Consider the following 25,246-nt stretch of genomic DNA (forward strand, 5'->3'; position numbering starts at 1 on the left):
TCGCACGCCATCGCCGGCCGACGCGGACCGCCAGCCGCACGCCACGGCTGACCGACGCGCACCGCCAGCCGACGCCGCCCGCTCGCCGCACGCCACCGCCGGCCGACGCCGCCCGCTCGCCGCACGCCACCGCCGGCCGACGCGGACCGCCGGCCGACGCCGCACGCCACCGCTCGCCGACGCGGACCGCCAGTCGACGCCGCCCGCCACCGCTGACCGACGCACATCAACAGTCGACGCCGTGCGCGACCGCTGATGGCGCCGCTGACCGACGTCGGCCTGTTGTGCGCTCGGTGCGGTGCGGTGCGGTGCGGTGCGGTGCGCTGCGGGCTGCGGGCTGCGGGCTGCGGGCTGCGGGCTGCGGGCTGCGGGGGCAGTGTGTTGTCACCCCGGGCGGCGGGTCGTTAGGCGGTCACCCGGTGGGCCACTCGTTCAGGAGGTGTAGGCGGATCAGGGCGGCGTGGGACAGCGGCTTCGACAAGTTGGAAATGTCGCCGTTCGTGGTGTAGTCCAGCAGTGCCAGGGGGCCGGCGGCGGCGAGGCGGCGGAGTTGGGCGAGTTCTGGGGTCAGGTTGTGGTCCAAAACGTGCCGGTACGCCGGGAGGTAGATGCGGCGCCGGGCGGTTTCGTAGTCCAGGAGGTCGGGGGAGTTCAGGCCGGCTCGGTGGCCGCGGACCTGGCCGTAGCGGGTCACGGTGCGTTTCAGGCCGGTCATGCGGGTTGCCTGGAGGAGGGTTCGGTCCACGTCGGCGGTGGCGAAGACCTTCAGGGCCTGCCAGATCGCCTCGACCGAGGTGGCCGTCACGCCTGGGGTCAATGGGACCGGGATGCCGCCGTGGGGATAGAACGGGCTGAAACGCACCCAGGGGTGTGGGCCGCGTGAGGTGACGTCCACGACGGTGGCCGACGCGGCCGCCGCCGTCCGGCTTCCGTGGTGCACGACCCGAATCTCCATCCCCCGATCCTGCCCCACAGGTACGACATTTTCCCGCCGTGCGACGGTCACCCGACGGCGCCGGGGAACGGACATCAGAACACCGCGGGATCGAGCGCTGGGACGCCGCGAGAAGGAGGGCCGAAACAGGCGCTGGGACACCGCGAGAACAAGCGCCGGAACGAGCGCTGGGACACCGCGAGAACGAGGCCGAAACGGGCGCTAGGACGGCGCGGGAACGAGGGGCGAGACGGGCGGTGGGAAGGCAGCCGCGACGGACGGTGGGGCGGCGCGGTTTTCGGGGTGCGTGTGGTGGGTACGCCGGTGGACGCGAACGAAGGAGGAGATGTGTCGCAGCACGATATGCGCCTGCAGTTCTCGCTCGAACTTCCGCGGGATGCCGCCCTGGTGCGGGAGGCCCGGCGGACGCTGGACGGGGCTCTCGCCGGGGCCGGCGTTACCCAGGAGTGCCGCGACGATATCCGGCTCGCCCTGACCGAGGCGTGCGGGAACGTTGTTTCGCACGCGAATCTCGCCAGTGACTATCACATCGACGTCACCGTCGAGGGCGGTGAGTGCGTGATCGAGGTCACCGACGACGGGGGCGGATTCAACCCGGCGCGGGTGCCCGCGGTGGAGACGGCGCCGACCGCCGAGGAGGTCGGGCGGCTCCAGGAAGGCGGGCGTGGCCTGCACGTTCTGGCCGCTGTGGTGGAGAAGCTCGACGTGGTCTCGGTCGAGGACACGGGGACGCTGGTGCGATTCAGTAAACACCTTGCGTGGGACCCGGCTGGACGAGAGTAATCGGCCGTTCGGACGTATGCTTGCCCGAACGAACGGCCGAATGCACATCCTGTGCACGAATCGAACACACATATACGAAGGGGCGGGACGCCGATGCAGGTCACCTCGACAGTGGAGGGGTCGCGCGCCGTGGTCACGGCGAGCGGCGAGCTGGACGTCGCCACCGCCCCGGAGCTGCGGGCCTACCTGCACAAGATCGTGGACGACGGGGCGAGCACGCTCATCGTCGACCTCAGTGACGTCGGGTTTCTCGACTCGACGACGCTCGGGGTGCTGATCAGCGTGCACAAGCGGCTCGCCGAAGCCGGCGGCGTCGTCGAGCTGGTGATCCCGCACGCTCGGCTGCTGCGCATCTTCCAGATCACCGGCCTCGACCGGGTGTTCACCATCCACAGCTCGCTGACCGCCGCAGCGTAAACACCACCGAAGCAGCGTCACAGCAAAGGCGGGCCGTAGGCGGCGTTCAGCACCTGCATCGCCGCCCCGGCCGCGATCACGTCGGGGCCCAGCGCCGACACGGACACCGACACCGTGAGCCAGTCGGCGCGCGGGACATCACGCCGTACCGCCGCCGAAACCGCGTCGACGTAGACCTCCCGGTGCCGCAGCAGATCGGCGCCGGCGAGCACGACGTGGTCCACATCGGTGGTCTGCAGCAGGTTCACCACCCCGACGCCGAGCAGCCGGGCCGCCCGCGGCACGTCCCCGGCGGCCACGGCCGTGTCGTGCAGGACCTCCAGGCACCCGTGCCGCCCGCACACGCACGGCGGGCCGTCGAACTGCACCACGGTGTGCCCGAACTCGCCGGCGTTGGTGTGCGCGCCCCGGTATGCGGCGCCGCCCAGCCACAGCCCGGCCCCGATGCCGGACTCGACCATGATGAGCACCCCGTCGCGGAAGCCGGCCCCGCGTCGCCACGCCTCGGCGGTCACACCCGCGGTGACGTCCTTGTCCAGGTGTACCGCCAGACCCAGCCGATCGGCCGCCAGCGCCCGCAGCGGGACGTCGTGCCAGTGGCGGAGCCGGTGCGCGTCCCGCACGATCCCGTTGGCGTGGTCGAGCGGCCCCACCATGCCGAGCCCCAGGCCGAGAATCCGCGCCGGGTCCACCGGCTCCTGCCGCAGCAGTTCGGCGCGCGCGGCGGCGATCGCGGCGAGCAGGTCGTCGGGCGTGAAGTCCGCGGGCAGCGGAGCAAGTGCGCCGGCCAGGACGGTGCCCAGCAGGTCGGTGAGGACGAGCCGCACGCCGGTGCGGGCGACGTGCACGCCGATCGCGTACCGGCTCGCGGCCACGATCCGGTAGATGGTGGCCGGTTTGCCCACGCCCCGGCGGCGTACCCCGGCCGGCTCGATCAGCCCCGCGCCGGCCAGCCGGGCGAGCACCTTCGACACCGCCTGCGGGGTGAGGCCGGTGGCGGCGGCGATCGCGGCCCGGTCGAAGTCGGGCGTCGTGCGGGCGAGGCCGACGACGAGCGCGTCGTTGTACCCGCGCAAGTAACCGAGGCCGGCGCCGGGCGTGTCCATGGCCACACAGTCTATAACGCAACAGCGTTGCTAAACTGTCCCCCGTGCATGACCTGACCCCGGTACGCCGCTGGACCGCGCTGCTCGCCCTGTCGCTGGGCGGCTTCGGCATCGGCCTGACCGAGTTCGTGGCCATGGGCCTGCTGCCCGACATCTCCCGCGACCTGCTGCCCGGCCTGTGGGCGCAGTCGTCGTCGAAGGCCGTCGCGCACGGCGGCTGGATGATCACCGCGTACGCGCTGGGCGTCGTCGTCGGGGCGCCCACGATCGCCGCGCTGACCGCCCGGCTGCCCCGCAAGACGCTGGTCGTGGCGCTGCTGGCGCTCTTCACATTCGGTACCGTCGCATCCGCCCTCGCTCCTGGCTTCTGGCTCGTCCTGGTGGCGCGGTTCGTGGCCGCCCTCCCGCACGGGGCCTATTTCGGCGCGGCCGGGCTGGTCGCGGCGGCCATCCTCGGCCCCGGCAGCCACGCCAAGGGCTTCGCCGCGGTCCTCGGCGGGCTCACCGCGGCCAACGTGATCGGCGTCCCGCTCATCACGCGGCTCGGGCAGGCGGCGGGCTGGCGCGTCGCGTACCTCGTGATCGCCGCCATGTTCGCCCTCACCCTCGCGTTCGTCGCGCTCACCGTGCCGCACCAGCCCGCCGACCCGACCGGCTCGCCGCGGGCCGAGCTGCGCGCGTTCCGCAGCCCGCAGGTGTGGCTGGTCGCGCTGACCGGCGCGGTGGGCTTCGGCGGGTTCTTCGCCATCGACAGCTACATCGCGCCGGTGACCACGCACGTGGCCGGGCTGGGCGCGAGCGCGGTGCCGTGGGTGCTGGTCGCGGTCGGCGCGGGCATGACCGTCGGCAACGCGCTGGGCGGCTGGGCCTCCGACCGCAACCTGCGCCGCAGCGTGCTCAGCGGCTTCGTGGTGTTCATCGTGGCCATGGCGCTGTTCGCGGTGCTGGCCCACAACCGGTACACGCTGTTCGCCGGGGCGTTCATCATCGGCGCCACCGGCCTGTTCCTCGGCCCGGCGATGCAGGCCCGGCTGATCGGGGTGGCGCCGCAGGCCCAGCTCATGGGCGCGGCGGTGAACCAGTCGGCGATGAACATCGCCAACAGCCTGGGCGCGGCGCTGGGCGGGGCGGTGATCGCGGCCGGCTGGGGGTACACCGCGCCGAGCTGGGTCGGCGTCGGCCTGGGCGCGCTCGGCCTGGTCCTGGCGGCGGCGAGCTTCGGCCTGGAGGCCCGCAAGCGCGGCCGCGAGACGGCCGGGCGGCAGCTTCAGACGGTCCGGTAGCGGACCCGGCCGGTGGGCCGGAACGGGCCCAGGACCAGGCCGCGGTGGGCGCCGCCGCGGACCGCGAACTGGGTGCCCGGCCGCATCGCGATGCCGTAGATGCGCACGGGCCGGCGCACCTCGTACAGCGGCGAGTACGGCGGCTCGAAGTAGCAGGTGTCGCCCTGCTTCGGCACGTGGTACCAGACCTCGCCGGTCTGCAGGCAGGTGTCGATCTGGGCCTGGATGGCCAGGGTCGCGGCCGGGTTGGGGTCGGTGCGCCACATCTCGACCAGGGCGTGCCGGGCGTGCGGGTCCTGCTTCCAGCGGTTCAGGGTGGCCCGGTCGGTCATGCACCACACGTCGAAGCGCGGGCCGCCCAGCAGCGACGGCATCGCGGCCAGCTGCCCGACCCGGAACCACAGCTCCAGGGCCCGCTTGAGGTTCTGCTCGATGAGCTCGTGCAGCCCGGCGTGGTGCCGCCCGGTGCGCAGCCCGGCCGCGTAGTCCACGGCGGCCGCGGCCGCGGCGGCGTCCTGGTGCAGCCGGTTCACCGCCGACTCGAACTGCGGCGGCACGCCCGTGCGGGTCAGCGCGTGCAGCGCCACCTCGACGTGCTCGCGCACCGGCGCCACGGCCGCCTGCAGCGCGGTGAGGTGCTCGGGCGGGCAGGTGAACACCTCGGCCCAGGCCGGCAGCGGCGCCGGGAGCACGGTGTGCATGGCGATGTCGTACTCCGGGTTGGCCCGCGCCTGCCGCGCCCGCGACACCCAGTCCCCCACCGCGTGCAGCCAGGCCGCGGCCTGGTCGTAGGTGACGGCGGGCACGTAGCCGGCGGTACCTGGCCGGGCGGCGTAGTCGGCGTCGAGGAAAGTCTCGCCGAGGGTCTGCAGCACGAACGCGTTCCAGGAGGCGAGCAGGTAGCTCGCGGCCGCCGGGGGCGCGCTCCACAGGTTGGGCAGCTGCTCGCGGAGCTGGTCGGCGGCGAGGATCTCGTCGTAGGCGGCCCGGCCGGCCGTGCGCAGCGCCTCGAGGTAGACGGTGTCCCGCTCCCCGGCCAGCCCGGCGCGCAGTCGCGTCAGGAAGCTCGGATGCTGAGGATCGGACACCACCACAAAATAGCGCCTGGGACCAACATCAGCTGGCGCGCGCGGACGGGGTGTCCACCTCCACGAGCTCGGCCATGTCGACCCCGGCCTGCGCCAACAGCTGCGAGACCCGGCCGATCGTCAAAAAGTCGACGGCGTTGTCGTGATGAATCAGGCGGTACCACCGCGACCCGCTCGGATGCCGCACCACCTCGACGCGCCAGTCGCCGCCGGGCGTCTGCATCGCGCCGATGACCTTCACCCAGCGAGGCTACTTCGCGCCCTGACCTGCGCAAAGACGAGATCAACAACTACAGGCGTGTAATTCGATCAGGGCGCGACGGAGCGGAACGCGCGCAGCCGCAGGCTGTTGGCCACCACGAACACCGAGGACAGCGCCATCGCGGCCCCGGCCAGCATCGGGTTGAGCAGCCCGGCCGCGGCTACCGGCAGCCCGACCACGTTGTACGCGAACGCCCAGAACAGGTTCCCGCGGATGGTCCCGAGCGTCGAGCGGGCGAGCCGGATGGCGTCGACGGCGGCGAGCAGGTCGGGCCGGACCAGGGTGAGGTCCGCGGCCTCGATCGCGGCGTCGGTGCCGGTGCCCATGGCCAGCCCGAGGTCGGCCTGGGCCAGCGCGGCCGCGTCGTTCACGCCGTCGCCGACCATCGCCACCACCCGGCCCCGCGCCTGCAGCTCGCGCACCGCTGCGACCTTGCCCTCGGGCAGCACGCCGGCGATGACGTCGTCGATGCCCACCTCGGCGGCCACCGCCCGGGCCACCCCGGGCGCGTCCCCGGTCAACAGGACGGGTCGCAGACCAAGACCACGCAGCAGGTGTACCGCCTGTGCGCTGGACGGTTTCACCGAGTCCTCGACCCGCAGCGAACCGCGCACCGCGCCGTCCCACGCGACGAGAATGCCCTCGGCGTCCGTGTCGATGCCGTGGGCGCGCAGCAGGCCGGCGCGCCCGACGAGCACCGTCCGGCCCGCGACCGTGCCCTGCACCCCCAGGCCGGGGACGTTGCGGAAGTCGGTGAGCTCGGGCAGTACACCCGAAGCATGGAAAGCGGCCCGGGCGACCGCCTGCGCGACCGGGTGCTCCGAGGCGTGCTCCACGGCGCCGGCCAGCCGCAGCACCTCGTCCGCGTCCTCGCCCTCGGCCGGGACGACGGCGGTCAGCGCGAGGCGGCCGGTGGTGACGGTGCCGGTCTTGTCCAGCACGATCGTGTCGACCCGCCGGGTCTGCTCCAGGATCTCGGGGCCCTTGATGAGCACGCCGAGCTGGGCGCCGCGGCCGGTGCCGACGAGCAGGGCGGTCGGCGTGGCCAGGCCCAGGGCGCACGGGCAGGCGATGATGAGCACGGCGACGGCGGCGGTGAACGCGGCCGTGGTGCCGCCGCCGGAGCCGAGCCGGAAGCCCAGCGTGGCCACCGCCAGCGCGATGACGACCGGGACGAACACGGCGGAGATCCGGTCGGCGAGGCGCTGCACGGCCGCCTTGCCGCTCTGCGCCTGCCGGACCAGGTCGGCCATCCGGGCCAGCTGGGTGTCGGCGCCGACCCGGGTGGCCCGCACGACCAGGCGCCCGCCGGCGTTGACGGTCGCGCCGGTCACCGTGGCGCCCGGTCCGACCTCGACGGGGACGGACTCGCCGGTGAGCAGGCTCGCGTCGACGGCGGAGCTGCCCTCCTCGACGACGCCGTCGGTGGCGATCTTCTCGCCGGGCCGGACCACGAACCGGTCCCCGACATGGAGGTCTTGTATTTTTATCCGGTTTTCGCGGCCGTCGCGCAGCACCGTGACGTCCTTGGCCCCGAGCTCCAGGACCATGCGCAGCGCGGAGCCGGCCCGGCGCTTGGCGCGGGCCTCGAAGTACCGTCCGGCCAGCAGGAACAGGGTCACGCCGGCGGCGGCCTCGAGGTAGATGTCGCCGCTGCCGTCGGTGCGCTCGATGGCGAACGTGAACGGGTGCGTCATGCCGGGCTCGCCGGCGGTACCGAGGAACAGGGCCCAGACGGACCAGCCGAACGCGGCCAGGGTGCCGACCGAGATCAGGGTGTCCATGGTGGCGGCGGCGTGCCGGAGGTTGACGAACGCGGCCCGGTGGAACGGCCGGCCGCCGTAGGCCACGACGGGCGTGGCGAGGGCCAGGGAGACCCACTGCCAGTTGGTGAACTGCCAGGCCGGGACCATGGCCAGGAGGATGACGGGCACGCTCAGGGCGGCGGTGACCAGCAGCCGGGTGCCGTCGTTGGGCGGCCTTTCCACCGCGGCGGCGGTGTAGCCGGTCCGCTCGACGGTGGCGACGAGGTCGGCTCGTGTGACGGGGTCCGCGTACTGGACGCTGGCGGTCTCGGTCGCGTAGTTCACCGACGCGGTGACGCCGTCCATCCGGTTCAGCTTCCGCTCGACCCGCATGGCGCAGGACGCGCAGGTCATCCCGCCGATGTTCAGCTCAATCCGCTGCATCGTGGGAGCCCATCTCGTGCTGGACCGGCGGCGGTGGCGGCGCGTCCGGCCGGACGAGGCGGCCGGCACCGAAGGCGAGCGCGAAGACGGCGACCAGCACGGCGGCGTACGCGGCGAGCCGGCGCATGCCTCAGGCCGCCACCGCGTAGCCGGCCTCGTCGACGGCGGCACGCACCGCGGCGGGGTCGAGCGGGCGGACACTGGTGACGGTGACGCTGCCGGTGGGCAGGTCGACCCGCACCCCGGAGACGCCGTCGAGGCCCCGCAGCTCCTCCGTCACCGCGTTCACGCAGTGCTGACAGGTCATCCCGGTCACGCTGTAGATCGTCTCCATGCCCTCATCGTAAACCCCCAGGGGGTATACCCGACAAGCGAGATGGGTCACGTCCCCCGGCGGAAGAAACCGGGCGCGGTGCCGAAGTGCCGCTTGAACGCGGCCGCGAACGCGAACTCGGAGCCGTAGCCGACGCGCCGGGCCACCGCGCGCAGGGGCGCGTCCGACTCGCGCAGCAGGCGGGCGGCGAGCGTGAGGCGCCACCACGTGAGGTACGACAGCGGCGGTCGCCCGGTCAGCGCGGCGAACCGCTTCGCGAACGGCGCCCGCGACAGCCCGCCCCGCGCGGCCAGGGCGGCGACGGTCCACGGGTGCCCGGGGTCGGCGTGGATGGCGTCCAGCGCGGCGCGCACGGCCGGGTCGGCGAGGGCGCCGGGCTCGCCGTCCCGCTCCGACCAGGCCCGCAGGGTGTGCAGGAACAGCAGGTCGAGCAGCGCGGTGACGCCGATCCCGGCCGGGCTGTGCTCCGTCGCGAGCTCGGCGTCCAGCAGCTCGATGACCGTGCGCAGCGTGGGGCCGCCGGCCAGGTGGACGCGGTCGGGCACGGCGCGCAGGAGCGGGTGGGTGCGCAGGCCGTTCAGCTCGTACGCGGCGCACAGAACCCGCACGGGCCCGTCGTCCTGGGGTTCGCGCTCCACTGCGTTCGCGCAGGGGCGCAGCGGGGTCGCGGGGTCGTCGGCGAGGGCGTGGCCGCGGCCGTCGGTCAGCAGCACCACGTCGCCGGTGTCCAGGTGGAGCGGCGGGCCGTCCTCGGGCAGCAGCCAGCAGTCGCCGCGCACCACGACCTGGATGCCGACCGCCCCCGGCACGGTGGCGAAGCGCTGCCCCCACGGCGCCCGCCACGCCATCGTGGTGGCGACCGGCCGCCCGGTGCGCAGCGCCGTCACGGCATCGCTCAGCACGTCCATCGAGACGCGATCGTATGCCCCGGGGACGCGCACGCATGGGCGGCGGACCGGGCCGGCCGTAGGTTGGCCTGCGTGAAGGCGATGCGGATGCACGGCTATGGGGACGCCTCCGTCCTGCGGCTCGACGACATCCCGGCGCCGGTGCCGACCGGCGGGGAGGTCCTCGTCAGGGTCGCCGGGACGTCGTTCAACCCGTCGGAGGTCGGGCTGCGCAACGGCCGGCTGCGCGGGGTGGTCGAGCCGGCGCTGCCGTACACGCTCGGCTGGGACCTGGCCGGGACCGTGGAGGGCACCGGCGCGCGGGTGGTGGGGCGGGTCGACGGGGGCGCGGCGGCCGGATTCGCGGTGGCCGACCCGGCGCTGCTGGTGCCGGCCCCGGCCACGGTGCCGCTCGCGCACGCGGCGGCCCTGCCGGTCGCCGGGGTGACGGCGTGGCAGGCGGTGTTCGAGCACGGCCGGGTCGCGGCCGGGCAGACGGTGCTCGTGAACGGGGGCGGCGGGGGGATCGGCGGCTTCGCGGTACAACTGGCGAAACACGCCGGCGCGCACGTCACGGCGACCGCCAGCCCGCGCAGTGCCGAGGCGGTGCGGGCGCACGGGGCGGACGCGGTGCACGACTACACGCTCGGGCCGCCGTCCGGGCGCTTCGATGTGGTGCTGCACCTGGTGCCGGGCGGCGGCGACGGGATGCTCGCGCTCGTGCGGCCCGGCGGGGCGCTCGTGTCGGTGACCGACCGGCTGCCGGCGCCGGGCGTGCATTTCGTGGTACGCAACGACCCGGCGGACCTGGCGGCGCTGGTGCGGCTGGTCGACGCCGGCGCGGTGCGGCTCGACATCGCGGCCGTGCGGCCCCTCGCCGAGCTGCCGGACGTGCACCGGGAGGCCGAGGCGGGCCGGCTGCGCGGCAAGACGGTGCTCAGAATCTGAAGCGGCGGTGCAGCAGCGTCGCCACGTCCAGGGCGCGGCTCGCCGGGCTCCAGGTGTCGCCCGGGTTCCAGTTCTCGGCGGTCCACACGTCGGACATGACGGCCTTGACGAAGCCCCACGCGGCCAGGCGGTCGAGGGGCTGGTCCAGCGCGGCGGCGAACCGCTCCAGGCGGGCGGGCACCAGGGCCAGCAGCGCCGGGTCGCGGACGTCGGGCTCCGGGTTGAAGAGCCAGGAGCCGATCTCGTACCCGGGGTCGCCGCTGACGCCGTGCGGGTCGATCGCCAGCCACGGGGAGCGCCGGGCCGACAGCACGTTGTCGTGGTGCAGGTCGCCGTGCAGGAGCACACGGGCCGGGGCCGACGCGGACAGCTCGCGCATCAGCCCGGCGGCGGTGGCGACGAACGCGCGCGGCAGCGGGTCGTCGCCGGGGAACCGCTCGAGGTGCGCGTCGAACGCGCGCGCCTGGGCCACGACGTCGGGCAGCGCGTCGCCCGGCACGTGCAGCTCGCGCATGACGGACACGACGGCCGCGAGCGCCTCGGCCTCCGGCAGGTCCCGGGCCCGCACCCCGGGGTCGGCGCGCTCGATCAGCATGGCGCCGCGCTCCGGTTCCAACCGCAGCAGGTGTACCGCGCCACGCCCGCCGAACGCCGCCAGCGCCCGCGACTCCTCGGTGATCGAGTCCGCCTCCGGGACGCCGAGCTTGAGCACGACGGGGTCGCCGACGGCGGTGACGGCCGGCGCGACGTAGTGGAACGTCAGGTCGAACGGTTCGCCGACGGTGAGGCCCCAGTCCTCCGCCACCGTCTCGATCGTGGCCGGCAGCGCGTCGAGCCAGCGGGCGCCGGCCTCGCCCCAGGCGCCGGTCACGTTGCGGCGCAGCGTCTTCGTGATCATGCGTACGGCAGGGCCACGAGGGCCAGCACGTGACGGGCCGGGCTGCCGGGCGGGGCCAGGAGGGTCAGGGCGGTGTCGTTGGCGCGGTGCCGGGCCGCGATCGCGTGCAGGGTGGCGACCCCGGCGCTGGCCAGGTGGGTCACCCCGGACAGGTCGACGGTGAGCGGGACGGTGCCGCCGCGGGAGCGGTACAGCAGCTCGTGCCGCAGCCGGTCGGCGGTGGTCGCGTCGATCGGGCCCGCCACCGCGAGCCCGCCGTCGCCGTCGTTGTCCACAATGGACATGTCCGGGGCGTCGTCCGCGAAGCGCGTGGCCGGACCGGGGACCGACGCCCCCAGCAGCGCGGCCGGGCGGGAGACGCGGTGGCGGAGCGTGGCGACGGTACCGGCGGCGGATTTGACAAGATCCAGCTCGTCGACCAGCTGCGTGGACAGGGCCAGCCCGCGGCCGCGCTCGGAGACCCGCCGCGGCTCGCGCCAGGCGCCTTCGCCCGTGACGGTGACCTCGGCGGTGCCGGTCGGCGTGAGGCGGGCGACGATCCGCACCGTGCCGTCCTTCGGCGAGTGCTCGACGGCGTTGGTGACCAGCTCGCCGACCGCGTGCTGCAGCGCGAACGCGTCCTCGCCGGTGGCCGCGACCGCCTCCAGCCAGGCGCCGAACGTCTTGCGCAGGGCGCCGAGCCTGGTCAGGTCGGCCGGGATCGTGGTGTGCATCGGGGCGATCGGCGCCGTGCGCTGGGCGGCGAGGAGGGTGATGTCGTCGCGGTACCCGCTGCCGCGCACCAGCAGCTCGACGGTCTGCGTGGAGGCGCGCTCGGCCGGGCTCATGTCGGGCGCGTGCAGGGCCCGTCCGGCGACGGCGTCGGCCGCGACCCGGGCGAGCTCCTCGGCGGCGGCGGCGACCGTGCGGCCGGGGCGTTCGATGATGCCGTCGCTGTACAACAGCAGGACGTCGCCCTCGTCGAGCCGGACCCGCGCGACCGGGAAGCCGCCGCCGGTGCCCAGTGGGGCCGCGCCCGAGGGGTCGAGGTAGCGCGGCTCCCCCGCCGCGGTGACGAGGAGCGGGGGTGGGTGGCCGGCGGTGCAGTACTCGACGGTGCCGTTCCCGGTGTGCAGCACCGCGACGCACACGGTCGCGGCGCGGGCGGCGGGCACCCGGCGGGCGAACCGGTCGGCCGCCGCGAGCGCCTCGGCCGCGCCCGCGCCCTCGTCGAGCCGGTCCTGCAGGACGGCCCGCAGCTGGCCCATGACCCCGGACGCGGTGACCCCGTGGCCGACGACGTCGCCGACGACGAGCGCGAGGGTGCCGTCGGGGCGGGGTACCGCGTCGAACCAGTCCCCGCCGGCCGCGGCCCCGGCGCCGGCGAGCAGGTAGCTGGCCGCGACCCGGGCGTCGGGCAGCAGCGGCAGGCCCCGCGGCAGCAGCGCCTGCTGGAGCGCGTCGACGACGTCCCGGGCCTGCCGGTACTGCTCCTGCAGGTCCTCCGCGTGCCGCTCGGCCTCCAGCCGCGCCTCGACGATGCCGGTCACGTCGGTGCCGCCGCCGATGACCCCGCGCCTGGAGCCGTCCGCGGCGAGCCAGGGCGTGATGCTGAAGTCGGCGAACACCTCGCGGACGGCCCCGCCGGGCAGCGTGATGTGGGCCCGCCACTGCTGGCCGGTGGCGGGGGTGCCGGTGCGGTACACCTGTTCGTACAGGTCGACCCAGCCCTGCCCGGTCAGGTCGCTGAGCGCCTCCCGCAGCGGCCGCCCGGCGACGTCGCGGTCCCCGAGCAGCATCCGCGTGACCCGGCTGACGTCGACGATGCGCAGCTCGGGCCCCTCGGCCACGAGCAGGATGAAGGGCGCCTGCTCGACGGCGGAGCGGAGCGGGTCGGCGTCCATGACCCCCATCCTGTCACGGTCTCAGGGCTGGGCCAGGGCGGTCCCTGATGCGGCTGGGGTGCGGCGACGCCGATGCTGGAGGTACACCAATCGTTGAATGGAGACGACCATGGACAGCGTGTACGGCTCGATGCGCCGGCAGGGCCTGGTCCGCCCGGCACACGGCCGGATCCTCGGCGGCGTGTGCGCGGGCCTCGGCCGGCGCTTCGGCCTGGACCCGTGGATGGCGCGCCTGCTGTTCGTCCTGGCGCTGCTGATCATTCCCGGCAGCCAGCTGATCGTGTACCCGATCCTGTGGATCCTGATGCCCTCGGAGATCTAGGGTCGTCCCTTGTGGATGAGCAGCGCTTCGGCCCGGCCGGCCCGTACGAGATCGGCTCCACGACCTGGCCGGGCCTGGCCAAACTCGCCGAGGAGGCGGGCGAGCTGGTGCAGGTCCTCGCGAAGCTCGTCGGCACCTCGGGCCGCACGGAGTACTACGACGGCACCGACCTGCGGGCGCGGCTCGTCGAGGAGTGCGGGGACGTGATGGGGGCGCTGGCGTTCTTCACCGAGACGAACGCCCTGGGTCCGGCTGTGGCCGCTCGCGCTGACGCGAAGCTGGCGCTGTTCCGGCAGTGGCACGCTGCTGGGTGAGTTTTGGGCGATATGTCGGGCGCTGGCGCGCCGCGACATATCGGATTTATACCCCGACGGGGGATTTTGTCGTATTCTGCGCGGGGTCAGGCGGTTTGAGCTGCGGCGATGCTTTTTTGTCGTACCCCTCGGGCATGATGCGGCCATGTTGCTCCCCCTCCTGTTGCGCTCCTGGGGTCCCGAGACATGTGACCCGTCCGATCTCGCCGACTGGCACCCCGGCAACCCCTCCCGCGGCCAGTGCGGCGTGACCGCGCTGGTGGTCCGCGAGGTCCTCGGCGGCGACCTGCTCCTGGGCCGGGTCACCGCGGACGGCCGGCCGGCCGGCTACCACTACTGGAACCGCCTGCCCGACGGCAGCGAGCTCGACCTGACCCGCGACCAGTTCCGCCCCGGCGAAGTCGTGACCCCGGGCGAGGTCGTCGTCCCGCCGGAGGGCCCGCCGAAACGCTGCCGGGGCCAGCACGCGATCCTGCGGCACCGGGTGCTCACCGGCATGGGGCGGATGCCCGCGGCCGACCCGTCCGGGGAACCCTTACGGCTCGCCCTCGCGCTGCTGGTCGACCCGGCGGGCGCGGTGCTGCTGCGGCGCCGCTCCCCCACGGCCGCCTTCGAACCCGGACAGTGGTCGCTGCCGGTCGCGCGCATCGCAGCGTCCTTCGAACCGGGCCAGTGGTCGCTGCCCGCCGCGCGCATCGCATCGACCGACCCGGGCAACGCCTTCGCACGCCGCGGCCTGGCGGAGGAGGCCGCGCGGCGGGCTTTGGCGGAGGAGGCGGGGATCGAGTACACCGATCGCCTCCACCACCACTGGCACGGCACCCTCCCCGACGTGACCGGCCGCGCCCCGCACGTCGAGCTGACCGTGCTGGCGGGCCGGCACGACCTCGGCGACGCAGGCATCCTGGCCGACGACCTGGCGGCGGCCGACCTGTCGCCGACGGCCGCGGTGTGCCTGCAGGCGCTGATCAAAAGCAGTCGAGCCAGCCCGGTACGCGCGGAGACCTCGACCCGCCGCCCAACCTCAGCCTGACGTCGTGTCGCACCCCCGGCGCCGTCACTAACTACCGGGGCGTACGTCCGGCCGGCGCCGTCGCTGAGGACCGGGGCGTGCGTCCGGGCTGGATCCGATTGACAGGAGACGCGGTCACGGGTGTAGGGCGACCAGGCCGGAGTAGTCATGCACGGCGAACACCCGACCGCCGGCGACGGTGAGCATGCCCGGGAGGCCGGTCCCGAGCTTCGTCTCGCTCAGGCGGTGCCCGTCCTTGGCCGCGACGACCAGCAGCGCACTCTGGTCGCCCGCGTTGTGGTGCAGCAGAACCATCCCGCCGGCGACGGCGGGCGGATGGACCGGGTCGCTGCCGATCGCGACGTTCCAACGCGGACGGCCGTCAGCGGGGTCGAGGGCAAGGAGGTGGCCGCCGCTCGTGGCGTACACGCTGCCAGGGGCGACCGCGACGGTGTCATAGCCACGGTCGCCGCGGCACCAGCGGACCTCGCCGTCGTTCAGGGCGCGAGCACAGAGCTGGTGGCCGGCCGTGTACACGGTGCTGTCATCAGCCGCGGCACCCTGCAGCGTGCCCGCGCCGGAGGCATGCCAGGCCTCGGCGCCAGTGTGCGCGTCCAACGCGGTGAGACGCCAACCCGAGGCCCGCGTAGTTGTGGTCGTCAGCGAAGGCCAGAGAACGCGGTCGGCGGTCAGCGTCGGGCGTTCGAACCCCGCCTCCCCCTCGATGTCGTGCCGCCACACCTGATGACCAGTGGCCGTGTCGTAGGCGCCGATCGTCGACACCGCGCACGTGTACCTGCACTGCGCACCGCTCGTCGTCACCACCAGGCCGCCGGCCGTTCCGGTGTTGTCGCCCGAGCTGGCGCCCGGCAGCGCGACCGACCAGCGTTCCGCGCCCGACGGTGCGAACGAGCGCAGGACGCCCTTGCCGAATTCGGCGAAGGTCACCGCGTACAACGCCCGGCCGTCGCTCACCGGCTGGCCGATCCACCACGACGGGCCCGCGGTGAACGGCAGCCGCTCGCCGGTCGGGGTCAGCCTCCGCATGGTGGTCGTCTCCGGGACGTACAGGGCGCCGTCCACCACGATCGGAGCCCGGCTCGGCTGCAGGCCCAGCGACCACTCCACCGAAGCCGGCGCCCCGGTCAGGCCCGCACGCGGCTGGTAGCCCGCGTGGGCCGGGCCGCCCTGCACGTCCGGCCAGTCAGCGGCGGCCGGCGGCGGCGCGGCCGGCCCACTCGGAGCCGCGCCGGCCGGGGACGAAGCCACCAGCAGACCAGCGAGCACCGGCAGCGCGATCAGGCGAAGATGATGAAACCGCATGGACCAAAACCCCCATAAGTCCCGTTTGTACGGATTATCCGCGCGCGATACTGGAGGCGTGTCCGAATTGCGGTTCGTGGTGCAACTGCATCGCGCCCGGCGCCTGCATTACGACTTCCGGGTCGAGGTGGACGGGGCGCTCGTCAGCTGGGCCGTGCCCAAGGGGCCCACCCTCGACCCCAAGGTGCGCCGGGCCGCGTTCCACGTCGACGACCACCCGATGGAGTACGTCGCGTTCGAGGGCGTCATCCCCGCCGGCACGTACGGCGGCGGCGACGTGATCGTGTGGGACACCGGCGCCTGGGTGCCCTACAAGGACGCGGATCCCCGAAAGGCCATCGACAAGGGCGAGCTGCACATCGAGCTGCACGGGCAGAAGTTGCGCGGCAAGTTCGTCATCGTGCGCACCCGCGGGGACGAGTGGCTGCTGCTCAAGAAGCGCGACGAGCACGCCACCGACGGCTGGGACGCGGCCGAGCACCCGCTGTCGGTCCTCAGTGGACGGACCAGCGACGAGGTCAAGGCCGACCCCGAGTGGGAGTGGCACTCCGACCTGCCCGCGGAGCGCGCCGCCGTCCCGCGCGGGAAACATACCCTCGACGCGCTCGGGGAGCTCGGGGAGAACGGGACCTGGGAGGTGTACGGCCGGCGGCTGCGCGTCACCAACCTCAGCAAGGAGCTGTTCGGCGGCGAACCGGCGGTGACGAAGCGCGAGCTCTTGCGGTACACCTTCGAAATCGCGCCGATCGTGACACCCTATCTGGCCGGGCGCGCCCTGAACCTGCACCGGTTCCCGAACGGCGCGGACACGAAGGGGTTCTGGCAGAAGGCGCTGCCGTCGCACGCGCCGGAGTGGCTGCCGCGCTGGCGGGAGCCCGAATCGGGGACCGAGTATCTGGTCGCCGACGAGCCCGCGGCCCTGGTGTGGGCGGCCAACTACGGCGGGCTCGAGTGGCACCCGTGGACGTCCACAGTAAACCGGCCGGACCTTCCGAGCTACGCGCTCGTCGACCTCGACCCGGGGGACGGCACCAGCTGGGAGGACCTGCTGGTGCTGGCGCGGCTGCACCGTACGGCCTTCGAGCACCTCGGCGTCGCCGCCCGGGCCAAGGTCAGCGGGCGGCGCGGGATCCAGATCTGGGTGCCCGTCGATCGCGGGCCGGGCTTCGCCGAGACGCGGGCGTGGGTCGAGGGGCTGTCCCGCTCGATCGGCGCGGTGGTGCCCGAGCTGGTCAGCTGGGCCTGGGAGAAGGCGGAGCGCGGCGGCCGGGCCCGGCTCGACTTCACGCAGAACGCGGTCAACAAGACGCTCGTCGCCCCCTACAGCCCGAGACCGGCACCGGGCGCCCCGGTCTCGGCGCCGATCGACTGGGACGAGCTCGACGACCCGAAGCTGCGCCCGGACGGGTTCACCATCCGGACCATCGGCCCGCGCCTGGCCGCGAAGGGCGACCTTTTCGCGGGTGTACTGCACACAAGCCAGCAACTGCCGCCGCTGCTATGAATCCGTCCGGAGCCGGGCGTGCAGGTGCTCGTCGTGCCGGCGCCCGTCGCCGTACGTGTACGCCTCCCGCATGACGCCCTCGAGCGCAAACCCGGCGGCCTCGGCGACCCGGCACGAACCGGGATTGCCGACCGCGTGGCACAGCTCGATCCGGTGCAGGCCGACCACGTCGAAGCCGAATTGGGCCGCGGCCCGCACCGACCGCCGGGCGATCCCGCGGCCGCGCGCCTGAGGCACGGTCCAGTAGCCGATCATGCCGTGGTCGAGCGCGGCGTCGACGCGGATCGAGACCGAGCCGAGCACCGGGCCACCGTCGGCGGCGGCGACGACCCAGCCGACCCGGGCGCTCGCCGACCAGTCCGCGCGGTCGCGGATCCAGGTCAGAGCATCATCTTGTACCGGTGGGCTCCACTGCCGCAGCGCCGGATCGGCGAAGGCGGCGGCGATCGCGGGCGCATCGGCGTCGACGGGTGCGCGCAGCACCAGGTCCCCGAGATCGATCGGCACCACGGCGGGCGGAACATCGGCCATGTGCGCGAACTGTACGCGGAAAACACAACGATCCCCGGCCCTTTTCGGACCGGGGAACGTTGAGGTTGTGTTGTCGCGGTGTGCCTTACAGGGCCCGGCGGCCGCGGCCACTCAGGCCGGCCACGAGGGCCACGCCGACCGCCGCGAGCAGGACCTGGACCAGCAGTTCGCCCCAGTCGACACCCGGGGTGTCGGTGGAGATGCCGATGGCGTTCGCCAGCACGGTGCCCAGCAGCGCCGCAATGACGCCGACGACCATCGTGACCAGGATCGACATGCCCTGCCGGCCGGGAACCACCAGCCGACCCAGCGCACCGACGATCAGACCGACGATGAGCGCCGTGATGATTCCGGTGACAGTCACTGCTCCTCCTCGAAAAGCTCGATTTCCGGTCGATCTATTGATGCCCCACCGGCGGAAGGACCAAACACGACATCGATCGGGTGGGTTCACCGGAAAAGGGCGGCGCGCCGGGGGCGGTCTGATGAGACTGGTGGTACCGGAAGCGAAGCATGCGATCGCACAAGCTCACCGGCAGCCAGGTGACCTCCCCCGGTGGCCGCGGGGGACGGCACGACAGGGCGGTATGGCGCCGGCCGCATCCACGGCCCGCGGTCGGCGTCATGCCCACCTCCTGCCAGCAGACCCACCAAGATCAACGTCAACGTTGGTTCCGACTTATACCCTGTCAGGCGAAAAATCCGATAAGTCGCGGCGCGCCAGCGCCCGACTTATCGTGATCAACACCCGCACCAAAAGCGCGCGAGAACTAGGAGCGGCGCAGGAGGTAGCCGAACCCGGCACGCTCCAGCCGCAGTACCAGCCCCGCCCGGTCCGTTCCCAGCGAGGCCGCCGTCGCGTCCAGGGACCAGTCGTGTTCGGAGAGCCGGGACAGCAGATGTCCCCGCCTGGCCTGGGCGGCCGAGAGGCGGTACGTCTTCAGGTACGCCACCGTCCCGTCCGGGGTCGTGATCAGTTCGCCGATGTGGTTGTCGGTCGCGGGGTCGAACGGCGGCAGGAAACGGGCCAGGGTGAAGCGGCCCAGGCGGTACACCGGCAGGGTCGTCGAAGCGTGCACCGTGAACATGACCTCGTTGTGGAACGCCGCCCACTCGCCGCGGACCCGGGTCAGTTCGGCCCGCAGGTCGTCGACCGTGTGCACGGCGGCGGCGTTCAGGGGCTGGTCGAAGCCGGCCACCGCCGGGTAGAGCAGGGTGTAGTGGTACAGCAGCTCGCCGTAGAAGTCGTGCAGGAGCGTCGGGTGCAGGGCCAGGTAGTCGTCCGGGTGCGGGACGACGAAGACCGAGGCGAGGGCGTCGGCGAGGTAGACCGCGACCCCGCACTGGCCCGGGTGGACCTCGAACACGCGCAGGGCGTCGTCAAGGCCGCGGACCGCCTCGCCGCGGTAGGCCTCCTCGACGCGCGGGGACAGGCCGCGGGTCACCGCCGCGTGGGTCCACTCCTGCCAGGCGATCGGCGGGCCGCCGAACTGCAGGGCCAGGTAGCCCTCCAGGGCCAGGTGCAGCGGCAGGAAGCGCAGCCGGGTGCGGTCCTCGCGGCGGGCCAGGCGGCGGCGGAAGCGCAGGCCGGCGACGCGCGGGAGGCCGGGCTCGCGCGGGTCGAGCAGCTGGGTGCCGTACGCGGCGGCCGGGGTTCCGTCCGTGCTCCACGTGGCCACGAACGCGTGCGGGACGTAGGCGATGTAGTGCGCGCGGCGGCCGAGGTCCACAATGGACAGGTCGGGGCCGGTCAGGCGGGCGTGCAGGCGCAGGTCGGTGATCGGCTCGTCGCGCAGCAGCGGCACGAGCCGGACCGCGCCCCACGTCTGGGCGGGTCCGGTCCGCAGACCCGGGATCATCGCAGGAACCTCTCGACGCGATCCTGAAGGAACAGGGCGAGGGACGCGAACGTGGCCGTCCCGGTGGCGAAGCGGGCCAGCTCGACGAGCACGACCGCGTCCTCGGCGTCGCGCACGCCGACCGTGGGCACGAACGGCGAGAGGCGGCGCACCTCGAAGGCGTCGTACACCGGGTTGAGGTGCACGATCGACGTCCGCGCGCCGGGGTCGAGCCGCTGCCGCCAGACGCGCAGCACCTCGGCGGCCTGGCCGGGCGGCGCGTTGTCCCAGCCGTCGGAGACGATCACGAGGCGGCCGGGGCGCAGGGCGAGCCCGTCGAGGAGGCGTTCCCCCAGCGGCGTGGCCCCCGCCGGGTGCACGAGCAGCGGGTCGCCCTCGTGGTTGAGCCAGATCGTCCGGTACCGCGACGCCAGTGCCTCCAGCAGATAATGCGAAGCGAGCGCCACGGCGAGGGGCCGGCGCCGCTTCACCGCCGAGCCCGACGCCGAGTAGCTGTCGTCGAGCACCCCGACCACGTCACCCCAGGTGCCGGCCCGGCGTCCGGCGGCCCGGCGGGCGGCCGCGCGCAGGGCGTCGGTGAGCTCCTCGCGGCGCCGGGCCCGTTCGGGGCGCGGCAGTGCCAGCGCGTACAGGGCCAGCCGGGTCAGCGGCACCGTGCGCAGGTCCATCCCGCCCACGCCGTCGGCCGCGGCGCCCGCGCGCTGCAGCCGCAGCCGCTCCAGCTCGGTGAGGCGCGGGGCGATCGCGCTCAGGAAGGCGGCGCGGCCGAGGTCGCGGCGGCGGGTCGAGGCGAGGCCCTCGGCCACCGTGTACGGCAGGTCGAACAGTGCCCGGCCGTCGTAGTGGGCGCTGCGCCAGCTCTCCAGGATCGGGGTCTCGTAGCGGGCCGGGCGGCGCCAGTCGAACAGCGCGGTGCCGACCTCGGCGGGCAGGCGCAGGTGGGCGTGGCCGGCGGCGGTGGTGAGGCCGCGGCGGTACTTCACCGCGTCGAACGCGACGTCGGGCCGGGCCGCGACCCAGTCCCGCACGATGGCGCGGGTCCGCCGGTTGTTGATGCCCTCCGCGCGCAGGGCGGCGATCAGGCGGTAGACCCGCTGCGGGGGCATCCGGGCGAGCCGGGCCGCGACGAGTGCCCCTTCCCGCTTCCGCTGCGGCAACGGTACCGCCTGCGCCGTCCGCAAGAGCCCCAGCATCGCTTCAGAGGCGGGTTCCGGAAGTCGCGCGGACAGTCCCGCGACCGGCCGGCCCAATGTACCGCCGGCCGGCAAGCCCCCGCCCCTGGTTAACCGGGCGTCAGCGGAAGTCGGTCGCGGCCACCACGTTGCCGGCGTCGTCGTAGGCGACGGCGTTGACCTGGTTGTCCGTCCGGCACCACAGCACCCGCAGCTCCGGGTGCGCGCTCCAGGCGGCCGAGCCGCGGTCGGTCGCGCCCTCGGCGCCCAGCTGGACCTTGCTCGCGGTACCGACGTAGATGGCCGCCCGCACATGGACCTCGGCGACGTCGAAGACGGCGCGGTAGAAGCCGCCGACGACCGGCGGGCGGGCCACGTTGGTGAGCGTCCTGAGGAACGTCACCTTGCCGGCCGCGTCGAGCTTGCCGGCCTGCAGCAGGCCGGTGGTGGCGTTGGCGTCGAAGTAGAAGACCAGCTCGCCGCCGTCGGGGAACGTGATGCCGGTGCGCATCCGGTCGCCGGCGACCTTGGACTGGTCCTCGAAGTTGATCCGGTCGTCGGTGCGCTGGATCTCCTTGGTGGTGCCGAGCACGGCCCCGCCGGCGGCGTACGCGGTGAACACGGCGTCGTTCGGCGCGGCGGTCAGCGCGCTCGTCGGGGCGGCCAGGACGCCGGTGCGGCGCACCCAGAACACGCTCACGCCCGGCTTGCCGGGGACCGCCGCGGTCTTCGCCTCGACGGTCCGGCCCTGCGCCGTGACCTTGACCTTGACGCCGGTGGCGCCGAACGCGCCGAAGTCGAGGATGCCGCCCTCGCGGTCGTCGAGCTCCTGCACGGACCAGCCGAACTCGTTGGTGCGGGGCAGGCCCGCGTACCCGAGGGTGCGCAGCCGGCCGGTCGCCGCGTCGAACAGGCCGCCCTGCACGCCGTTCGCCTCGTCCTGCAGCCACATGACGAGCTCCTCGTGCGGACCGAAGTGCTCGCCGGTGTGGATGAGCTGGACGTTGGCCGGCACCGGGAACGAGGGGTCCGGCGGGTCCTGCTGGACCCGGCCGTCGCCGGCCGGTGGGGAGTCGAAGGCGCTCCGCGCGGGGGCGGAGCGGTTCGCGTCGGGCGTCGGGGCCAGGTCGGGCGCGCCGGGAGCCAGGGCGATCGCGCCGCCGGTGGCGAGGATCGGAACCGTGGCGATGGCGATGCCGGCGACGACGGTCCGGGGCCGGCGGCGGTTCGCGGCCCGCTTCACGTCGGCGAAGCCGAGCCGGGTGGTCCGCTCCCCGGCCGCCTCGGCGAGCGCCTGGCGCAGCTCGTCGGTCGAGTACATCACTGCGCCTCCTGGTGGTGTGCGAGCGGGCTGAGATCGGGGTCGACGCGCAGTTTGCGCAGCGCCCTTGAGCAGGCGCTCTTGACCGTGCCGAGGGCGACGCCGAGCTCCGCCGCGGTCTGCTGCTCGGTCAGGTCGAGGTAGAAGCGGCACACGATGACGGCCCGCTCCCGCCGGGACAGGTGCTGGATCGCGCGGGCCAGGCTGGCCCGGTCGAGCACGGCGTCGGCCGGGTCGGACCCGGGCGCGCTGCGTTCGGGCACCTCGGACACCGGCCGTTCCCGCTTGCGCCGGCGCCGCCACCAGTCGCTGTGCAGGTTGACCAGGATCCTGCGCGCGTACGCGTACGGGTCCCCGCCGTCCAGCCGGTCCCACGCGGTGTACGTGCGCACGAGCGTGTGCTGGGTCAGCTCCTCGGCCTCCCCGGCGTCCCCGCTGAGCAGGTACGCGACGCGGTACAGCCGCTGCGTCGCGCCGCCCATGAACGCCTGGAACTGGGTGTCACGGGTGTCACGGTCGACGTGCTCGGGCGCCTCGATGGCTCTTCGCATGCCTCTTCTACTGCGCAGGGCCACGAAAGGTTCCGCGGGCGGCACGCCAGCCGCGGACGCCGAGCACGCCGACGGCCGTACCGACGGTGAGCGAGACGACGATCAGCGCCGCGTGCACCCAGAGGAACGCGGTGGGGTGGCCGGCGGCGTCGAAGGCCCGGTCGTCCTTCCAGATGGCGACCACGAACCGGGGCCAGATGACCCAGCTCCAGATGCCGACGAGCACGAGAAAAACCGACCAGCGCCGCGAGAGAACCACCCCGAAAGTATGCCCCTGCGCCCAGGCTCGGACGCCTTGACATCAGTGCGGGCCGATGCTGTGCTGTGACGCATCATCGTTACATTCTTGTTTCATTCGTTACATTGCGGAGATGCCATGCAGCGAAGGGTTTTAGCTCTGGTCGCGGCCACCGCCTCGGTCGCCGCCGGGCTCACCGGGGCCACCGCCGCCCAGGCGAGCGCCGCCCCCTCGGCCCGGGTGTGGGTCACCACGATCGACCGGGCCGAGCTCATGCACGAGCGGGCCGCCGTCCCGTTCACGAGCAACGCCAGCACGCAGCCGACGATCACCGTCGACCCGAGCCGCACGTACCAGAGCATGGACGGCTTCGGCGCGTCGATCACCGACTCGTCCGCCGCCGTGCTCTACCGGCTCTCCCCGGCCAAACGGGCCGAGGCCATGAAGGCGCTGTTCGATCCGGCCTCCGGCGTCGGCGTGAGCTTCCTGCGCCAGCCCATCGGCGCGTCGGACTTCACCGCCCAGCCCGAGCACTACACGTACGACGACATGCCGCCGGGGCAGACGGACTATCTGCTCACCCGCTTCAGCATCGCGCACGACCAGGCCCAGATCCTGCCCCTGCTGCGCGAGGCGAAGAAGCTCAACCCGCAGCTGAAGGTCATGGCGACGCCGTGGAGCCCGCCGGCCTGGATGAAGACGAGTGACTCGCTCGCGAGCGGCGAGCTCAAGGACGATCCGAAGGTGTACGCGGCGTACGCGTTCTACCTGACCCGCTTCGTCCTCGCCTACACGGCCGCCGGCGTGCCCGTCGACTACATCACCGTGCAGAACGAGCCGCAGAACCGCGACGCGGGCGGCGGACCGGTGATGGGCCTGAACACCACCCAGGCCGGCAAGGTGATCGAGATTCTCGGGCCGCTGCTGCGCCTGGTCAGCCCGCGCACGAAGATCATGGGGTACGACCACAACTGGGCCACCCACCCCAACGACATCGCCAACACCCCGCCCGGGCAGGACCCGGAGGCCGACTACCCGTACAAGCTGCTGCAGAACCCGGCCGCCCGCTGGGTCGCGGGCACGGCGTACCACTGCTACTACGGCGACCCGAGCGCGATGACGGCGCTGCACAACGCGTACCCGGACAAGGACATCTGGTTCACCGAGTGCTCGGGCTCGCACGGCGCCGCCGACACCCCGGCGCAGTACTTCACCGACACCCTCAAGTGGCACGCCCGCACCATCACGGTCGGCGTGACCCGCAACTGGGCCAAGTCGGCCGTCACCTGGAACCTGGCCCTGGACTCGACCGGCGGCCCGCACCTCGGCGGCTGCGGCACCTGCACCGGCCTCATCACGGTGCAGCCGGACGGTTCCTGGACCACCGACGCCGAGTACTACACGATCGGGCACCTGTCCAAGTTCGTGAAGCCCGGCGCGGTCCGCATCGCCAGCACCAGCTTCGGCAACCCGGCCTGGAACGGCGAGGTCACCGACGTGGCCTTCCGCAACCCGGACGGCTCCACGGTGCTGGTGGCGCACAACGAGAACGACGCGCCCCGCACGTTCACCGTCGCCGTCGGCGGCAGGTCGTTCGACTACACCCTGCCCGGCGGCTCGCTCGCCACGTTCACCTGGCCGAAGAGCAAGGTGCTCGACGACGGGCGCAAGCTGCTGTCCATCGCGGGCGCGACGGCGTCGTCGTCGCCGGCGAGCCCGGATGCGTCCCTGGCCGTCGACGAGGACGGCAGCACCCGCTGGTCCAGCGGGGCGGGGCAGGAGCCGGGGCAGTACCTCCAGGTCGACCTCGGCACGGCGCGCACGTTCCGCCGGGTCGCGATCGACAGCGGCGCGAGCGTCGGCGACTACGCCCGCGGCTGGCAGCTGAGCGCGAGCACGGACGGCACCCACTGGACGACCCTCGCCCAGGGCGCCGGCTCCGGCCAGCTGACCAATGTGGACGTTCGCACCACCCGGGCCCGGTACGTGCGGATCACCTCGACCGCGACGGCCGGCAACTGGTGGAGCCTGGCCGACATCCGTTTCTACAACTAGCGAAGGAGCAC

General features: G+C 73.5%; 27 protein-coding genes. 9 read left to right on the forward strand and 18 right to left on the reverse strand.

What is annotated here, in order from left to right:
- Nucleotides 1-412: 412 nt before the first annotated feature.
- Nucleotides 413-955 (reverse strand): DUF6939 family protein, encoded by a 543-nt coding sequence (locus ACQP00_RS35360; protein ID WP_433204128.1) that lies wholly within the window; start codon nt 953-955, stop codon nt 413-415.
- A gap of 327 nt (nt 956-1,282) precedes the next feature.
- On the opposite strand from ACQP00_RS35360, the gene ACQP00_RS35365 reads away from it, so the two are divergent.
- Nucleotides 1,283-1,738: an ATP-binding protein gene (locus ACQP00_RS35365; protein ID WP_433204131.1), complete on the forward strand. Its 456-nt coding sequence runs from the start codon at nt 1,283-1,285 to the stop codon at nt 1,736-1,738.
- A gap of 93 nt (nt 1,739-1,831) precedes the next feature.
- Nucleotides 1,832-2,155, forward strand: a complete 324-nt coding sequence (locus ACQP00_RS35370; protein ID WP_433044600.1) for an STAS domain-containing protein — start codon at nt 1,832-1,834, stop codon at nt 2,153-2,155.
- Nucleotides 2,156-2,172: 17 nt separating this feature from the next.
- Here ACQP00_RS35370 and ACQP00_RS35375 read toward each other — a convergent pair whose 3' ends face one another.
- Nucleotides 2,173-3,261, reverse strand: a complete 1,089-nt coding sequence (locus ACQP00_RS35375) for an ROK family protein (RefSeq protein ID WP_433204134.1) — start codon at nt 3,259-3,261, stop codon at nt 2,173-2,175.
- 44 nt (nt 3,262-3,305) lie between these two features.
- Between ACQP00_RS35375 and ACQP00_RS35380 the strand changes: the two genes are divergently transcribed.
- Nucleotides 3,306-4,544, forward strand: coding sequence for an MFS transporter (locus ACQP00_RS35380; protein ID WP_433204136.1), 1,239 nt, complete (start codon nt 3,306-3,308; stop codon nt 4,542-4,544).
- Here the strand turns inward: ACQP00_RS35380 and ACQP00_RS35385 are convergent.
- From ACQP00_RS35385 to ACQP00_RS35410, 6 genes are all read right to left on the reverse strand, one after another.
- Nucleotides 4,529-5,632, reverse strand: a complete 1,104-nt coding sequence (locus tag ACQP00_RS35385) for a hypothetical protein (RefSeq protein WP_433204139.1) — start codon at nt 5,630-5,632, stop codon at nt 4,529-4,531. The two genes, ACQP00_RS35380 and ACQP00_RS35385, sit on opposite strands and share 16 nt — an antisense overlap.
- Nucleotides 5,633-5,660: 28 nt before the next feature.
- Nucleotides 5,661-5,873, reverse strand: a complete 213-nt coding sequence (locus ACQP00_RS35390) for a hypothetical protein (RefSeq protein ID WP_433204142.1) — start codon at nt 5,871-5,873, stop codon at nt 5,661-5,663.
- Between the two features lie 68 nt (nt 5,874-5,941).
- Nucleotides 5,942-8,083: a heavy metal translocating P-type ATPase gene (locus ACQP00_RS35395; protein WP_433204144.1), complete on the reverse strand. Its 2,142-nt coding sequence runs from the start codon at nt 8,081-8,083 to the stop codon at nt 5,942-5,944.
- Nucleotides 8,070-8,210, reverse strand: coding sequence for a hypothetical protein (locus tag ACQP00_RS35400; RefSeq protein WP_433204147.1), 141 nt, complete (start codon nt 8,208-8,210; stop codon nt 8,070-8,072). Before ACQP00_RS35400 ends, ACQP00_RS35395 begins: the two co-directional genes overlap by 14 nt.
- Before the next feature lie 3 nt (nt 8,211-8,213).
- Nucleotides 8,214-8,417, reverse strand: a complete 204-nt coding sequence (locus ACQP00_RS35405; protein WP_433204150.1) for a heavy-metal-associated domain-containing protein — start codon at nt 8,415-8,417, stop codon at nt 8,214-8,216.
- A 47-nt stretch (nt 8,418-8,464) separates the two neighbouring features.
- A complete protein-coding gene (locus ACQP00_RS35410; RefSeq protein ID WP_433204153.1) occupies nt 8,465-9,325 on the reverse strand; it encodes an AraC family transcriptional regulator in 861 nt (286 codons plus the stop codon).
- An 81-nt stretch (nt 9,326-9,406) separates the two neighbouring features.
- Here ACQP00_RS35410 and ACQP00_RS35415 point away from each other — a divergent pair, with 81 nt between their 5' ends.
- Nucleotides 9,407-10,252: an NADP-dependent oxidoreductase gene (locus ACQP00_RS35415; RefSeq protein ID WP_433224104.1), complete on the forward strand. Its 846-nt coding sequence runs from the start codon at nt 9,407-9,409 to the stop codon at nt 10,250-10,252.
- Here the strand turns inward: ACQP00_RS35415 and ACQP00_RS35420 are convergent.
- Together ACQP00_RS35420 and ACQP00_RS35425 are read right to left on the reverse strand one after the other, a co-directional pair.
- Nucleotides 10,242-11,150, reverse strand: a complete 909-nt coding sequence (locus ACQP00_RS35420) for an aminoglycoside phosphotransferase family protein (RefSeq protein ID WP_433204156.1) — start codon at nt 11,148-11,150, stop codon at nt 10,242-10,244. The genes ACQP00_RS35415 and ACQP00_RS35420 overlap by 11 nt on opposite strands.
- Nucleotides 11,147-13,033, reverse strand: coding sequence for a SpoIIE family protein phosphatase (locus ACQP00_RS35425; RefSeq protein ID WP_433204159.1), 1,887 nt, complete (start codon nt 13,031-13,033; stop codon nt 11,147-11,149). Before ACQP00_RS35425 ends, ACQP00_RS35420 begins: the two co-directional genes overlap by 4 nt.
- 109 nt (nt 13,034-13,142) lie before the next feature.
- Between ACQP00_RS35425 and ACQP00_RS35430 the strand changes: the two genes are divergently transcribed.
- From ACQP00_RS35430 to ACQP00_RS35440, 3 genes are all read left to right on the forward strand, one after another.
- Complete coding sequence (locus ACQP00_RS35430) at nt 13,143-13,355, forward strand: PspC domain-containing protein (protein ID WP_433204162.1); 213 nt, start codon at nt 13,143-13,145, stop codon at nt 13,353-13,355.
- 11 nt (nt 13,356-13,366) lie between these two features.
- A complete protein-coding gene (locus ACQP00_RS35435; protein WP_433204165.1) occupies nt 13,367-13,669 on the forward strand; it encodes a hypothetical protein in 303 nt (100 codons plus the stop codon).
- 145 nt (nt 13,670-13,814) lie between these two features.
- Nucleotides 13,815-14,702, forward strand: a complete 888-nt coding sequence (locus ACQP00_RS35440; protein ID WP_433204168.1) for a YunG family protein — start codon at nt 13,815-13,817, stop codon at nt 14,700-14,702.
- 114 nt (nt 14,703-14,816) lie between these two features.
- Here ACQP00_RS35440 and ACQP00_RS35445 read toward each other — a convergent pair whose 3' ends face one another.
- A complete protein-coding gene (locus tag ACQP00_RS35445) occupies nt 14,817-16,004 on the reverse strand; it encodes a PQQ-binding-like beta-propeller repeat protein (RefSeq protein WP_433204171.1) in 1,188 nt (395 codons plus the stop codon).
- A 58-nt stretch (nt 16,005-16,062) separates the two neighbouring features.
- On the opposite strand from ACQP00_RS35445, the gene ACQP00_RS35450 reads away from it, so the two are divergent.
- Entirely contained in the window at nt 16,063-17,508 is a 1,446-nt protein-coding gene (locus ACQP00_RS35450) for a DNA polymerase ligase N-terminal domain-containing protein (protein WP_433204174.1), read from the forward strand.
- On the opposite strand, the gene ACQP00_RS35455 is transcribed toward ACQP00_RS35450, so the two are convergent.
- From ACQP00_RS35455 to ACQP00_RS35485, 7 genes are all read right to left on the reverse strand, one after another.
- Complete coding sequence (locus ACQP00_RS35455; RefSeq protein WP_433204177.1) at nt 17,503-18,039, reverse strand: GNAT family N-acetyltransferase; 537 nt, start codon at nt 18,037-18,039, stop codon at nt 17,503-17,505. The genes ACQP00_RS35450 and ACQP00_RS35455 overlap by 6 nt on opposite strands.
- Before the next feature lie 85 nt (nt 18,040-18,124).
- A complete protein-coding gene (locus ACQP00_RS35460; protein WP_395907530.1) occupies nt 18,125-18,403 on the reverse strand; it encodes a GlsB/YeaQ/YmgE family stress response membrane protein in 279 nt (92 codons plus the stop codon).
- Between the two features lie 406 nt (nt 18,404-18,809).
- On the reverse strand, nt 18,810-19,898 hold the full coding sequence (locus tag ACQP00_RS35465; protein ID WP_433204181.1) for an ARPP-2 domain-containing protein: 1,089 nt from the start codon (nt 19,896-19,898) through the stop codon (nt 18,810-18,812).
- A complete protein-coding gene (locus tag ACQP00_RS35470; protein WP_433204184.1) occupies nt 19,895-21,079 on the reverse strand; it encodes a hypothetical protein in 1,185 nt (394 codons plus the stop codon). Before ACQP00_RS35470 ends, ACQP00_RS35465 begins: the two co-directional genes overlap by 4 nt.
- A gap of 112 nt (nt 21,080-21,191) precedes the next feature.
- A complete protein-coding gene (locus tag ACQP00_RS35475; RefSeq protein ID WP_433204187.1) occupies nt 21,192-22,394 on the reverse strand; it encodes a hypothetical protein in 1,203 nt (400 codons plus the stop codon).
- Nucleotides 22,391-22,942, reverse strand: coding sequence for a SigE family RNA polymerase sigma factor (locus tag ACQP00_RS35480; protein WP_433204190.1), 552 nt, complete (start codon nt 22,940-22,942; stop codon nt 22,391-22,393). Before ACQP00_RS35480 ends, ACQP00_RS35475 begins: the two co-directional genes overlap by 4 nt.
- A gap of 7 nt (nt 22,943-22,949) precedes the next feature.
- On the reverse strand, nt 22,950-23,201 hold the full coding sequence (locus ACQP00_RS35485) for an SCO4848 family membrane protein (protein ID WP_433204193.1): 252 nt from the start codon (nt 23,199-23,201) through the stop codon (nt 22,950-22,952).
- A 117-nt stretch (nt 23,202-23,318) separates the two neighbouring features.
- Here ACQP00_RS35485 and ACQP00_RS35490 point away from each other — a divergent pair, with 117 nt between their 5' ends.
- Nucleotides 23,319-25,235, forward strand: a complete 1,917-nt coding sequence (locus tag ACQP00_RS35490) for a discoidin domain-containing protein (protein ID WP_433204196.1) — start codon at nt 23,319-23,321, stop codon at nt 25,233-25,235.
- The last annotated feature ends 11 nt before the right edge of the window (nt 25,236-25,246 follow it).

The organism is Dactylosporangium sp. CS-047395, assembly GCF_050942185.1.
Classification (GTDB): Bacteria; Actinomycetota; Actinomycetes; order Mycobacteriales; family Micromonosporaceae; genus Dactylosporangium.

What these genes read in the sequence shown, in the direction of transcription:
- ACQP00_RS35420 (WP_433204156.1), bottom strand. Translation starts at nt 11,150, where the DNA reads ATGATCACGAAGACGCTGCGCCGCAACGTGACCGGCGCCTGGGGCGAG.
- ACQP00_RS35370 (WP_433044600.1), top strand. Translation starts at nt 1,832, where the DNA reads ATGCAGGTCACCTCGACAGTGGAGGGGTCGCGCGCCGTGGTCACGGCG.
- ACQP00_RS35465 (WP_433204181.1), bottom strand. Translation starts at nt 19,898, where the DNA reads ATGATCCCGGGTCTGCGGACCGGACCCGCCCAGACGTGGGGCGCGGTC.
- ACQP00_RS35410 (WP_433204153.1), bottom strand. Translation starts at nt 9,325, where the DNA reads ATGGACGTGCTGAGCGATGCCGTGACGGCGCTGCGCACCGGGCGGCCG.
- ACQP00_RS35415 (WP_433224104.1), top strand. Translation starts at nt 9,407, where the DNA reads ATGCGGATGCACGGCTATGGGGACGCCTCCGTCCTGCGGCTCGACGAC.
- ACQP00_RS35445 (WP_433204171.1), bottom strand. Translation starts at nt 16,004, where the DNA reads ATGCGGTTTCATCATCTTCGCCTGATCGCGCTGCCGGTGCTCGCTGGT.
- ACQP00_RS35395 (WP_433204144.1), bottom strand. Translation starts at nt 8,083, where the DNA reads ATGCAGCGGATTGAGCTGAACATCGGCGGGATGACCTGCGCGTCCTGC.
- ACQP00_RS35425 (WP_433204159.1), bottom strand. Translation starts at nt 13,033, where the DNA reads ATGGACGCCGACCCGCTCCGCTCCGCCGTCGAGCAGGCGCCCTTCATC.
- ACQP00_RS35400 (WP_433204147.1), bottom strand. Translation starts at nt 8,210, where the DNA reads ATGCGCCGGCTCGCCGCGTACGCCGCCGTGCTGGTCGCCGTCTTCGCG.
- ACQP00_RS35405 (WP_433204150.1), bottom strand. Translation starts at nt 8,417, where the DNA reads ATGGAGACGATCTACAGCGTGACCGGGATGACCTGTCAGCACTGCGTG.
- ACQP00_RS35440 (WP_433204168.1), top strand. Translation starts at nt 13,815, where the DNA reads ATGTTGCTCCCCCTCCTGTTGCGCTCCTGGGGTCCCGAGACATGTGAC.
- ACQP00_RS35375 (WP_433204134.1), bottom strand. Translation starts at nt 3,261, where the DNA reads ATGGACACGCCCGGCGCCGGCCTCGGTTACTTGCGCGGGTACAACGAC.
- ACQP00_RS35360 (WP_433204128.1), bottom strand. Translation starts at nt 955, where the DNA reads ATGGAGATTCGGGTCGTGCACCACGGAAGCCGGACGGCGGCGGCCGCG.
- ACQP00_RS35455 (WP_433204177.1), bottom strand. Translation starts at nt 18,039, where the DNA reads ATGGCCGATGTTCCGCCCGCCGTGGTGCCGATCGATCTCGGGGACCTG.
- ACQP00_RS35480 (WP_433204190.1), bottom strand. Translation starts at nt 22,942, where the DNA reads ATGCGAAGAGCCATCGAGGCGCCCGAGCACGTCGACCGTGACACCCGT.
- ACQP00_RS35490 (WP_433204196.1), top strand. Translation starts at nt 23,319, where the DNA reads ATGCAGCGAAGGGTTTTAGCTCTGGTCGCGGCCACCGCCTCGGTCGCC.
- ACQP00_RS35430 (WP_433204162.1), top strand. Translation starts at nt 13,143, where the DNA reads ATGGACAGCGTGTACGGCTCGATGCGCCGGCAGGGCCTGGTCCGCCCG.